Origin of the sequence: Sphingomonas sp. (assembly GCF_050725575.1) — a bacterium.
Lineage (GTDB): Bacteria > Pseudomonadota > Alphaproteobacteria > Sphingomonadales > Sphingomonadaceae > Sphingomonas.
The window spans coordinates 1-11,803 of sequence record NZ_JBOHHW010000043.1; the positions used below are offsets into that span (position 1 = coordinate 1).

Here is an 11,803-nt window from a genome sequence, read left to right on the forward strand (position 1 = left end):
TGGCAAACAGTTCCTGCGGGTCACGACCAGCCAGAAGCTGGTCCAAAACGTCCTTGTCGATTGCCATATCGATGGTCCTTTCTCTTCCATCTATATGACCTCACGCACAAAATTCCTGACAGTCCCGCCGAAGCCGATCGAGACAGGGTGCGAGATTGTCTCGTTCGGCTAAGATCGGTTCGCCGATTTCCGAGCCGCATCATTCGATACGGAATCCGAACAGAGGTCGGAGCAAGCGTGCCATCTGCATGAATTTGAAATATCTACGATCGTGCATCCGTCTGTATTATATCGACAAAGACACCTTCATCTTCCTGCAAAAAATGTACTGACCAGCAATTTTTAAGCCCCCTAATTGGGACTATAACATCGCTTATATTCCATAATTCTAGCTTATCTTTCAGGCTTTCGCCCCATGATTCTACACCATCACGAAGATCCAAGGCGGCAATCATCTCCTCATCGGGATCATCAACCCAGGCCCTTAAAGCAAGTTCTGGGGTTTTCGCTTCATTCTGCGATAGATAAGTGCCTGATCTAAAATTGACGCAAAAAGTGTAAAGCAGAAGAGGCATTCAAATTCCCTAAGCCTTCACCACAAGATGATTCTCGGATGATTTATATATTTTCGGTGGCGGTTTGCTAACTCGCAATCTCCTTGGTGTAAGTCTGCGCCTGGCAGGCGCTGGCTCTGGGCTATGGCGATGGGCACAATCCAGCCGGTATAATCACCCTTTGCGGATGTGATGGGCAGACTGTTTGTGCGAGATGCGGCTACAGCCCCTCGCCGTCAGAATTTCACCGCCGCTTCCACACCGAATTCCTGCGGCCGCCCCGGCGTGAAACGGTCAATGCCGAAGCCGCCAAAATAGCCGGTGCGGGCAAGCTGAACCGTCTTGTCGAGGACATTGGTGCCATAGACGCCGATCCGCCAGCCCTTCTCACCCCCGGGCACGAAATCGAGCCGGAAGCCGAGCAGGGCATAGGCAGGCAGCTTGCAAATATAGTCTGCGCCCTCCTGGCAAGCGGGCTTCGAGCCCACGCCGCGCACGTCCACGCTGGGCGTCAGGGTCCCGGTCGCGCCGACATGCAAGTCATAGGACAGCGCCGCGCTATAGGTATATTTCGGCGCGGAGCTGACCGGGGTGTCGAGCGTCAGCGTCACGGCATTGGGCCGGATGCTGTCATAAGCCTGGCTGAGATAGGCGAGATTACCGCGCAGCGTCAGGTCGCGCGTCGGGCGCAGCACGAACTCGCCCTCGAAACCGGCCTCATGCGCCGACGCCGCACTTTGCACCTGCCGGGTCGAGATCGTGCCGATCAGCACGTTCACCCCCGACTGGATATCGGTATATTTCTGGTAGAAACCCGACAGGTTGATGATCGCGCGCCGGTCGAACAATTCGGCCTTGATGCCCGCCTCATAGGACCAGAGCTTTTCCGGATCATAGAAGGACGGAAAGCGGCCATTGGCCGGTTGCGAGCCGATCTGCTGGTTGAAGCCGCCGGCATTATAGCCATGGCCGGCGCTGGCATAGGTGAACAGCGTGTCGGTCCAGCGATAGGAGAGCTGGATTTTCGGGTCGAAGCCCTGCCAGCTGTGCGTATCGCGCGCCGTGAAGGGATCGCCGGCGCAATTCGCCAGGCCGCCGAGGAAATCGCCGGTGAAATAGCCGCATTGGGTGAGCACGCCATTGTGGAGAAAACTCCCCGCCTTGCCCGCGAAAAAGACGTAGCTCGACCCGGTTTTCTTGTCATGGGTGTAGCGGCCGCCAAGGGTCAGCTCGAGCCGGTCGGTGACCTTGAACGACGCCTGGGCAAAGGCGGCATAGCTCTCATATTTCAGCGAGGCGTCGTAGATATAGCCCAGCGGATCGATCCAGTCGGGGCCGGTATCCTGAAGGAAGCTGGTTTTCTGATTGAAATAATAAACGCCGGCAAGGAAGGTCAGCCGCTCGTCAAACGCGGTGCCGCCCAGCGTCAATTCCTGCGTGACCTGCGTGGTGCGGGTATCGTCATATTCGGCATAAATGTCGTTCGGGCTGTTATTGACCGGCGTGTAGAAGGTCGCCTGGGACCGGCGATACGCCGTCACCGAATGCAGCGCGATATCATCGCTCAGCTGATAATTGATCCGCCCGTTGAGCGTCGTCGCATCGGTGTGGTTGAACGGCCCGCGGCCGACATAGCGGGCAATGCCCCGGCGCGCATCGCCGCCGGATGCGATGTCGGTGATCAGCGCACTGGTCGGCGCGGTCAGCGTCGCGCCGCCATAAACCAGATCGTCCTTCCCCAGCACCGGATAGGCAGTGCAATAGGGCAGGCTGTGCAGCGCATCGTAATTCTGGATATAGGCCGCGCTTGACAGGCAGCCGACCGGGATGGTCGCCCCGCCATCGGTCCGCGACCAGTTATATTCGCCGAGCAGATCGACCGTCAGCGGCCCTTTGTCGGCGCGAAGCTGGAGGCGGCCGGAGCGATTCTTGACGTTGCCGCTGCGGCCGTCGTCGAGCAGATGCTTGATATTGCCATCGGCATCCTGAGTGCGGAAACTCAGCCGGCTGCTGATCCCGTCCGCCAGCGGAAGGTTGATCGCACCCTCGGTATCGACCCGGTTATAGGAGCCGAGGCGCAACTGGACATAGCCCTCGAAACGGTCGGTCGGCCGCTGCGTCGTCAGCAGTACCGCGCCGGCCGTCGTATTCTTGCCGAACAATGTGCCCTGCGGCCCCTTCAGCACCTGAAGCGAGGCGATGTCATAGAAATAGAGATCATTGCCCTCCAGTCGGCTGACATACATCTCGTCGACATAGAAGCCGGCCTTGGTGTCCGAATTGACCTGGTTGAAGGTCTGGCCGATCCCGCGAATGGTGAAGCTGGTGCCGCCCGATAACAAGGGCGTCAGCTCAAGATTGGAGACCGCGCCGCGCAAGTCCGGGAAGCTGCGGATGTTCTGCTGCGTCAGGTCCGCGCTTGACAGCACCGTCGCGGAAACCGGCGTGGTGAGCAGATTCTCCTCGCGCCGGCGCGCCGTCACGATGATCTCGCCAAGGTCGCCGGTATCGCCAGTGTCGCCAGTGTCGGCGGTCTCGGCCGTGGTCGTCTGGGCGACGGCGCCCGCGGCCGGGAACAGCCCAAGGACGGAAACGGACAGCAGATGGATCAGCGATAAACGAATTCCGGCCATGAAGACCCCCCTTATGCGGACGAGCGGCTTCCTCCGGCCGTCAGCAATATCCTAGTGATCAGATAGGATTTGAGGACGCAGTTTATGTTTCGCGTTACCAAGCTGGTTTATTTGGGCGGCGGATTACCTAAACCCTGCTTTCTTCGGGCTGGTCTGCGCTTGCCTTGGCAACTGCGCAAACGCGCCGTCAAAAATTCCGCGGCGCCGCCCCCGCATAGGGATCGAAATCGGCCGGCCGCGTCGGTGCCGGTGACGGCATCACCACGGGCGGCGGCGGCGCGACATAAGGCGCCGGCGGCTCATAATCCCGCTCATACCCGCCGCTCGCCGCGGACCTTATCCCGGCCGCGATAATTCCTGCGCCGAACAGGATGAAGCAGCCGGTGATCACCGTTGCGCCGCTGCGCCAGTTGATCCGCCCGTTGAGCATCATCATGCCGATCACTGCGACCGCGATGATCGCGATGGTTGTCGCGACGGTGCCGAGCAATGTCCCCTGCAACCAGCCGACCGCCGCGACCAGCGGGTCGGACCCGGCCGGATCGGCGAGCGAATAGGACGGCGCAGAGGAAAGGACGGCGATACTCGCCATGGCGGCTGGAACACTCCGGTTGAACGCTCGGCATAGCATCGCACCACCGGACCATCCAGCGTCTCTCCGTCCCTCTGTACGCACCGCGCCTCAGTCGTCATCGCCACTGTGCAGCGCCCGCACGATCGATACGCCCTGCTGCAGGCCGGTGAGGATCTCGTCATCGAAATCGCCGATCGGGACATACTCGCGCCGGACCCCCGAATAGCGGGTCTCGGCTCCGTCCCGCTCCAGCGTCGCGAACAGCGCGACCTGCTCGCGTTTCTGCGCTTCCTCCGCCAGTTGAACCAGCTGAGTCCATTGCCGCTGCGCCAGGCGGCTGCCCGCGACCGCCGCCATCGTCATTGCGCGAAACACCGCCCGATGGGCCGGCAGCTCGATCTCCGCGTCACCGTCGCGCACGGTGATCCGACGATAGGCTTCCTCCAGGATCATCGCCCGCGTCGGCAGGTCCGATCCGGGCAGCCGGTCACCCTTGCGCCCGCTCGCGCCGCGAAAGCGCGGCCGGCCCGCCGGATTGCCCGACTGGCCCTTGGTAAAGGGCTTGCCGACAATCCGTCGGGTCGGGCCATCATCGTCAGCCTGATAATCTTCGCCCGATTCTACATGTTGCTGCGTCATGTCATCACCACGGTCATGAGTCGTCCAACCACCCCTCGAGCAGCTTTTCATGGCGAGTTGAATCGATCCGGTGCTGTTCCTGCCCGCCACCATGCTGTTATCGATGCTGTTCCATGCTGTTATTGGATAACAGCATATCGGCCACCCAACTCATTGAATGCGCTTCGGAATTTTCGACCCGAAATCCAACTTAACAGCAGCGGGAAAATAAATGCCGGATATCAGCACGGAACAGCATGCCACGGGCCACGCCCGGGCTTGCAATCATGTGTCGCAAAACCCGCCAACTCCGGCATGACGACGCCGGAATTTCCCGCTAACCGCATGGCCATGGCCGCTACCCAGACTTCGTCCGCCCCGACCCCAATGATGGCGCAATATCTCGCGCTCAAGGCCGATGCGCAGGATTGCCTGCTCTTCTATCGCATGGGCGATTTCTTCGAGATGTTCTTCGACGATGCGAAGATCGCGGCCGCCTGTCTCGACATCGCTCTCACCGCGCGCGGCGAGCATGATGGCGTCGCCATCCCGATGTGCGGCGTGCCGGCGCATTCGGCGGAAGGCTATCTCGCGCGGCTGATCAAGGCCGGCCACCGCGTCGCCATCGCCGAACAGACCGAAAGCCCGGCCGAGGCCAAGAAGCGCGGCGGCAAGACTTTGGTCGGCCGCGCCATCGTCCGTGTCGTCACCGCCGGCACGCTGACCGAGGAAGCGCTGCTCGACGCGCGTACCGCAAACTGGTGCGTCGCGATCGGTGAGGCGGGTGGTTCGGGATCAGGCAGCGTCGCCATCGCCGCCGCCGATGTCTCGACCGGGCGGTTCGAACTGATCGAAACCGATATGGCCGGCCTTGGTGCCGAACTTGCCCGCCTTGCACCGGCCGAAACCATCGCTTCGGAGATCACCGCGTTCGACGAAGCCGCGACCATGCTGCGCCCGAAAAGCGACTTCGACAGTGCGCGCGGCGAAGCGCGGCTGAAGGAATTGTTCGGCGTCGCAACGCTTGACGGCTTCGGCCAGTTCAGCCGCGCGGGGCTCGCCGCGGCAGGAGGGCTGATCGCCTATCTCGACCATACCGCCAAGGGATCACTGCCGTTCCTGCGCCCGCCGCGCCTGCAACGCGCCGCGCAGCAAATGGCGATCGATGCCGCGACGCGCGAAAGCCTGGAACTGACTCAGACCGCGACTGGCACGCGCGAGGGCAGCCTGCTCGACGCGGTCGACCGCACCGTCACCGGCGCCGGTGCGCGCCTGCTCGCCGCGGACATCGGTGCGCCGCTGATGGACCGGGGTGGGATCGAGGCGCGGCTCAACCTGGTACAATTGCTGTGCGACGATAGCGGCTTGCGCGAACAGCTTCGCGCTACATTGCGCAGCCTGCCCGATATCGGCCGCGCGATCGGCCGGCTCGCGGCGGGGCGCGGTTCGCCACGCGATCTCGGCCAGCTTCGCGACGGCCTTGATGGTGCCCAGAATCTGAGTGGGCGGCTCGACCGTATCGCCGAGCCCCCTGCCCTGCTCGCTGCGCTCGCACCGCAATTGCGCGGGCATGGCGCGCTGATCGACTTGCTGACCCGCGCGCTGGTGCCCATGCCACCGATCGACGCCTCGGATGGCGGCTATATCGCGCCCGGCTATGATGCCGCACTCGACGATCTGCGTGATGCCGGTGCCGGCGGTCGCCGCGCCATCGCTGCGCTTGAGGCCGATTACCGCGACCGCACCGGCATTGCGCAATTGAAGATCCGGCATAACGGCGTGCTTGGCTATCATATCGAAGTGCCGGCGCGCATCGCCGATGCGCTGATGAAACCCGACAGCGGCTTCACTCACCGCCAGACCATGGCCGGCGCGGTGCGGTTCAACGCCCCCGACCTGCATGAGGTCGCGCTGAAAGTGACTCAGGCCGGCGCGCATGCACTGGCAGCGGAAGCGGCACATCTCGAAGATCTGACTCAAGCCGCGCTCGACAAGCGCGAGGCAATCGCCGCGACCGCCGATGCGCTTGCCCGCTTCGACGTCGCCGCGGGCCTCGCCGAACGCGCCGGCGAAGGCGGCTGGACTCGCCCCACGCTCGCCGATCATGCCTGTTTCGAGATCGAGGGCGGCCGCCATCCGGTGGTCGAGGATGCGCTGGCCAAACGCGGCGAACGCTTCGTCGCCAATGATTGCCGCTTGTCGGAAGACTCGCGCCTCTGGCTGGTGACCGGTCCGAACATGGGTGGTAAATCGACCTTCCTGCGCCAGAACGCCTTGATCGCGGTACTGGCCCAGGCCGGCAGCTATGTCCCCGCGACCTCAGCGACGCTTGGCCTGGTCGATCGCCTGTTCAGCCGGGTCGGCGCGTCGGACAATCTCGCGCGCGGCCGATCGACCTTCATGGTCGAAATGGTCGAGACCGCCGCGATCCTGGCGCAGGCGACACCGCGCAGCTTCGTCATCCTCGATGAAGTCGGGCGCGGCACCAGTACTTATGACGGTCTCGCCATCGCCTGGGCGGTGGTCGAGGCGATCCATGAGGATAATCGCTGCCGCTGCCTGTTCGCGACGCATTATCATGAACTGACTCGCCTGGCCGAACGCTGCGACGCGCTCACCCTTCACCATGTCCGCGCGCGCGAATGGAAGGGCGAGCTGGTGCTGCTGCACGAAGTGTCGGAAGGGCCGGCCGACCGCAGCTACGGCCTGGCGGTCGCGCGGCTGGCCGGGTTGCCGCCGGTGACGATCGCGCGCGCGAAAGCCGTGCTGGCGAAACTCGAAGCCGGTCGCGCCAAGACCGGCGGGCTCGCGGCCGGGCTCGACGATCTGCCGCTGTTCGCGGCCGCCGCCGAAGCCGTGGAACAGGAGTGCGACGCGATCCGCGCCGAAGTCGAGACAATTGATGTCGATGCGCTGACGCCACGCGAAGCGCTGGAGGTGCTGTATCGGCTAAAGGCGCTGGCCCGTGACGGGAGCGATTGAGATCGATGCGGAATCTCTCCTGTCCGTCACCCGCGCTCCAGCACCGTATAGGTCATCGCATGCCGCAGCCTGAAACCCAGCGCCTCGTACAGACCGATCGCACCGGTGTTGTCCGGATAGACATGCAGGAACGCCGCATCGCCCCGTGCAAGGATGCGCTCGATCACCACCTGCATCAGCGCGCGGGCATAGCCATGGCCGCGATGGTCGGGATGGGTGCACACCGCGCTGACCTCGGTGAAGCCGATCGGCTTCATCCGCTCGCCGGCCATCGCGACCAGCTTTCCATCCTGCTTCACGCCAATGAAATCGCCCAGCCGGTTGGTCTGGGAGAAGAACGGCCCCGGCGCGGTCAGTGTCGCGAGCGCAAGCATCTCGGGCGCGTCCGCGTCGGACAGCGGTACGAACTCGACCGGCGCGCCCGCCTTGGTCAGGCTGGTCAGCACCATCTGGTTGATGATTGCGCGCGACCGCACCACCGCGCCGGGCGGCAGCGCGACATCGCTTGCTTCGACCAGGCCAAGCGTGCCGTCCGCCGGCAGCAGCGCGGCGAGCGCGGCAAGGTTTTCGGGTGTGTCTTCGGCTGCCGCACCGAACAGATTGACCTCGGGCACGAAGCGCAGCGCGCGGGCATCGCCGAGCGCGAGATGCGCCTGGCGGCTGGTCAGGCTGTGCCACACCGGGCGGTCGAGCGGATGGATTGCTGTCGTCATGACTTGCTTCAAGCACGGGATCGCGCCGCGGTCATCCCGGTTTCTGCCGCCAAAGCAAATGCTGCCGCTGTCCCCGTGACGCCACACACCGAACCCGGTATCTGAGCCCTATGTCCGGCCGCTTCGACTCCCTGCCCCAGCGCCGCGCGATCATCGATCGCCGCGTGCTTGCCGATACGCTTGCCGCGCTGGAAGGCGACGACAAGGTCGCGCTGCGCCGCGCCGCCGCGGTTCAGCTCAAGGCCGCGCTCGACGCCGGGCGCGCCGAGATCGCCCGTCGGCTGGTCGAGCATCCGTCGCGCGGGCTTGAGGCCGCCGCCGCCCAGGCGTTCCTGACCGATCAGCTGCTGCGCCTGCTCTACGACTTCACCGTCACGCGGCTCTATCCGGTCAACAATGCGACCGCTTCGGAACGCATCACCCTGATCGCGGTCGGCGGTTATGGCCGCGGCGAGATGGCGCCGCATTCGGACATCGACATCGGCTTCCTCACCCCCTGGAAACAGACCGGGTGGAGCGAGCAGGTGATCGAGACGATGCTCTATGCGCTGTGGGATCTCGGCCTCAAGGTCGGCCATAGCAGCCGCTCGCTCGACGAGATGGTGCGCCAGGCGAAGAGCGACATCACCATCCGCACCGCCCTGCTCGAGGCACGCTATGTGTGGGGCGACACCGATTTGTACGAAGAGGCCGCGCGGCGCTTCAAGGTCGAGGTCCAGGCCGATACCGCGCGCGCCTTCATCGCCGACAAGCTCGCCGAGCGCGATGTGCGGCACAAGAAGATGGGCGATACGCGCTATGTCGTCGAGCCCAATGTGAAGGAAGGCAAGGGCGGACTGCGCGACCTCCACACGCTCTTCTGGATCGGCAAATATGCGTACAATGTGCAGAGCTCGGCCGAACTGGTCGGCGCCGGGCTGCTGACCGCGGACGAATATCGCCAGTTCCACCGAGCGGAGAATTTCCTCTGGGCAGTACGCTGCCAGCTACACAGCATCGCCGGCCGCGCCGAGGACCGGCTGACCTTCGACCTGCAGCGCGAGATCGCCGAGCGGTTGCGCTTCGCCGACCGCCCCGGCAAGTCGAGCGTCGAGCGCTTCATGCAATATTACTTCCTGCAGGCGAAGACTGTCGGCAATTTGACCGGTGTCTTCCTCGCGCATCTCGATGAGAAGTTTGCGGCGCGGGGCCGCCGCTTCGGCCTGCCGATTCTCCGACGCCATCCGAGCAAGCTCAACGGCTTCCGGCTCGAACGTGGGCGGATCACGCTGCCCTCGGACGATTTTCTGGCGAAAAAACCGGTGCGGCTGATTGAGATGTTCGCGCTTGCCGACAAGCATGGGCTTGAGATCCACCCGCTGGCGATGCGCGCCGCCGCGCGCGACGCGAAGCTCGCCGACGATATCCGCAATGATCCCGACGCCAACGCCTATTTCCTCGACGTGCTGACCTCGCCGCGCGATCCGGAAACGGTATTGCGCTGGATGAACGAGGCGGGTGTGTTCGGACGCTTCGTGCCCGATTTCGGCCGCGTCGTGGCGCAGATGCAGTTCGACATGTATCATCATTATACCGTCGACGAGCACACGATCCGCGCGATCGGCCTGTTGTCGAAGATCGAGCATGGCGAGCTCAACGAGGATCACCCGCTCTCCACCGCGATCATGAAGCAGATCGTATCGCGCCGCGTGCTCTATGTCGCGGTGCTGCTGCACGACATCGCCAAGGGACGCGGCGGCGACCATTCGGTGCTCGGCGCGGAGGTCGCGAACCGGCTCTGCCCGCGCTTCGGCCTGTCGCCGGCGGAGACCGAGACGGTCGCCTGGCTGGTCCGTGCGCATCTGCTGATGTCGGCGACTGCGTTCAAGCGCGACCTGTCGGATTTCAAGACGATCCTCGACTTTGCTGAAGCCGTGCAGAGCCCGGAGCGACTGCGCCTGCTGCTCACCTTGACCGTGGTCGATATCCGCGCGGTCGGACCCGGTGTGTGGAATGGGTGGAAACGGCAATTGCTCTCCACTCTGTATGAATCCGCCGAGGAAGTGCTGCGCCTCGGTCACAAGCAGAAAGGCCGCGGCGAGCGCATCGCTGCCAAGCAGGAAGCGCTGCAGGCAGCCCTTGGCTGGGACGATGTGGCCTTCGCCCGGCTGGTCAAGCGCCTGCCCGAACCCTATTGGGTCGCCGAGCCCGAGGATGTGCTGGTGCGCAACGCGCGGCTGATCGAGGCGGCGGGAAGCGCGCAGCTGTCGATCGCGGCGCAGGTCTATCCCGAACGCGGTGCGACGCTCGTCACCGTCTATGCCGCCGATCATCCCGGCCTGTTCTACCGCATTGCCGGCGCGATCCATGTCGCGGGCGGCAACATTATCGATGCGCGCATCCACACCACGCGCGACGGCATGGCGCTGGACAATTTCCTCGTCCAGGATCCGTTCGGCCGGCCGTTCGACGATGCCGGGCAGCTCGGCCGGCTGCGCACCGCGATCGAAGATGCGCTGGCCAATCGCGGCAAGATGCTTGACCGGCTGCTGGCCAAGCCCCTGCCCCGCACCCGCGCCGAGGCGTTCGAGATCGTGCCCAATGTGCTGATCGACAACAAGGCATCGAACCGCTTCACTGTGGTCGAGGTCAATGCCCGCGACCGCCCGGCGCTGCTCCACCAGCTTGCCTACACATTGTTCCAATCGAAAGTGACGATTCACTCGTCGCATGTCGCGACCTATGGTGAGCGCGCGGTCGACACTTTCTATCTGACCGACCTGCTCGGCGACAAGATCGCCGGCGGGCCGCGCCTGAAGACGATCGAACGCCGCCTGCTCGACGCGGCGGCGGGACGGGAGATGGTCGAGGCGGAATAACGAGAGGAGAGAGACGATGCCGGTATTGGGAATTGGTGGGCTGTTCTTTCGCGCAAAGGACCCGGACGCATTGTCCGCCTGGTACCGCGAGCATCTCGGCATTGGCGCGGGCTGCGTCGCGACCGAGGGCGCGACGCCAGACGAATGGTCATGGCAGGCCGAAGGCGGCCCGGTGGTGTTCGCGCCGTTCAAGCAGGAGACCGACTATTTCGCCGCCGACAAGCAGTTCATGCTCAATTTGCGCGTGCGCGACCTGGATTCGCTGCTCGAGCAACTCAACGCGGCGGGCATCGACATCATCACCAAACCCGAATGGAACGACCCGTCGATCGGTCAGTTCGCGCGGATCCACGATCCCGACGGCAATGCGATCGAACTATGGGAACCGCCGGCCCCACCGGCTCGCTGACAGGCGATCGACAGCGGCTTTGGTCTCCTGCATGCGCTTCATGCAGGGATAAATCAGGGAGAAGTACCCAATGTTCAGTCATATCATGGTCGGCGCGAACGATATCGAAGAGTCGAAGAGCTTCTACGACACAACGCTCGCAACGCTCGGCATTCCCCCGGGCCGGGTCGATGAAAAGGGCCGCGTCTTCTACGTCACGCCGACCGGCATCTTCTCGATCTCCAGGCCGATCAATGGCGAACCTGCCTGTTTCGCCAATGGCGGCACGATCGGCTTTGCCGCCAAGTCACCCGAAGAAGCTGATGCCTGGCATGACGCCGGCGTCGCGGCCGGCGGTGCCTCGTGCGAAGACCCGCCCGGCATTCGCCAAGGCAGCTTTGGCCAGCTTTACCTCGCCTATCTACGCGACCCCGCGGGCAACAAGCTGTGCGCGATGCACCGCCTGCCCGTCGCTTGAGCGAC

The 11,803-nt window shown here is 63.8% G+C and carries 8 protein-coding genes and 1 pseudogene; 4 read left to right on the forward strand and 5 right to left on the reverse strand.

Going from position 1 to position 11,803, the window contains the following annotated elements:
* Window positions 1–263 precede the first annotated feature (263 nt).
* The 4 genes and pseudogenes from ACRECS_RS21560 to ACRECS_RS21575 all read right to left on the reverse strand — a co-directional run bounded on the left by ACRECS_RS21560 (window position 264) and on the right by ACRECS_RS21575 (window position 4,400).
* Complete coding sequence (locus ACRECS_RS21560; protein ID WP_431585019.1) at window positions 264–575, reverse strand: hypothetical protein; 312 nt, start codon at window positions 573–575, stop codon at window positions 264–266.
* A gap of 215 nt (window positions 576–790) precedes the next feature.
* Window positions 791–3,187, reverse strand: a complete 2,397-nt coding sequence (locus ACRECS_RS21565) for a TonB-dependent receptor (RefSeq protein WP_431585020.1) — start codon at window positions 3,185–3,187, stop codon at window positions 791–793.
* A gap of 319 nt (window positions 3,188–3,506) precedes the next feature.
* Window positions 3,507–3,818 (reverse strand): annotated as a pseudogene (locus ACRECS_RS21570) (TrbC/VirB2 family protein); the annotation flags it as partial.
* 51 nt (window positions 3,819–3,869) lie between these two features.
* On the reverse strand, window positions 3,870–4,400 hold the full coding sequence (locus ACRECS_RS21575; RefSeq protein ID WP_431585021.1) for a DUF5681 domain-containing protein: 531 nt from the start codon (window positions 4,398–4,400) through the stop codon (window positions 3,870–3,872).
* 366 nt (window positions 4,401–4,766) lie between these two features.
* On the opposite strand from ACRECS_RS21575, the gene mutS reads away from it, so the two are divergent.
* Entirely contained in the window at window positions 4,767–7,361 is a 2,595-nt protein-coding gene (gene mutS / locus ACRECS_RS21580; protein ID WP_431585049.1) for a DNA mismatch repair protein MutS, read from the forward strand.
* A 26-nt stretch (window positions 7,362–7,387) separates the two neighbouring features.
* On the opposite strand, the gene ACRECS_RS21585 is transcribed toward mutS, so the two are convergent.
* Entirely contained in the window at window positions 7,388–8,074 is a 687-nt protein-coding gene (locus ACRECS_RS21585) for a GNAT family N-acetyltransferase (protein WP_431585022.1), read from the reverse strand.
* A 110-nt stretch (window positions 8,075–8,184) separates the two neighbouring features.
* On the opposite strand from ACRECS_RS21585, the gene ACRECS_RS21590 reads away from it, so the two are divergent.
* The 3 genes from ACRECS_RS21590 (at window position 8,185) to ACRECS_RS21600 (ending at window position 11,798) form a co-directional block, all read left to right on the forward strand.
* Window positions 8,185–10,932, forward strand: coding sequence for a [protein-PII] uridylyltransferase (locus tag ACRECS_RS21590; protein WP_431585023.1), 2,748 nt, complete (start codon window positions 8,185–8,187; stop codon window positions 10,930–10,932).
* Window positions 10,933–10,948: 16 nt separating this feature from the next.
* Window positions 10,949–11,341 (forward strand): VOC family protein, encoded by a 393-nt coding sequence (locus ACRECS_RS21595; RefSeq protein WP_431585024.1) that lies wholly within the window; start codon window positions 10,949–10,951, stop codon window positions 11,339–11,341.
* Window positions 11,342–11,411: 70 nt separating this feature from the next.
* Complete coding sequence (locus ACRECS_RS21600) at window positions 11,412–11,798, forward strand: VOC family protein (protein ID WP_431585025.1); 387 nt, start codon at window positions 11,412–11,414, stop codon at window positions 11,796–11,798.
* The last annotated feature ends 5 nt before the right edge of the window (window positions 11,799–11,803 follow it).

Coding starts and splice junctions, on each gene's coding strand:
- ACRECS_RS21560 (WP_431585019.1), bottom strand. CDS start 575: ATGCCTCTTCTGCTTTACACTTTTTGCGTCAATTTTAGATCAGGCACT.
- ACRECS_RS21565 (WP_431585020.1), bottom strand. CDS start 3,187: ATGGCCGGAATTCGTTTATCGCTGATCCATCTGCTGTCCGTTTCCGTC.
- ACRECS_RS21575 (WP_431585021.1), bottom strand. CDS start 4,400: ATGACGCAGCAACATGTAGAATCGGGCGAAGATTATCAGGCTGACGAT.
- mutS (WP_431585049.1), top strand. CDS start 4,767: ATGATGGCGCAATATCTCGCGCTCAAGGCCGATGCGCAGGATTGCCTG.
- ACRECS_RS21585 (WP_431585022.1), bottom strand. CDS start 8,074: ATGACGACAGCAATCCATCCGCTCGACCGCCCGGTGTGGCACAGCCTG.
- ACRECS_RS21590 (WP_431585023.1), top strand. CDS start 8,185: ATGTCCGGCCGCTTCGACTCCCTGCCCCAGCGCCGCGCGATCATCGAT.
- ACRECS_RS21595 (WP_431585024.1), top strand. CDS start 10,949: ATGCCGGTATTGGGAATTGGTGGGCTGTTCTTTCGCGCAAAGGACCCG.
- ACRECS_RS21600 (WP_431585025.1), top strand. CDS start 11,412: ATGTTCAGTCATATCATGGTCGGCGCGAACGATATCGAAGAGTCGAAG.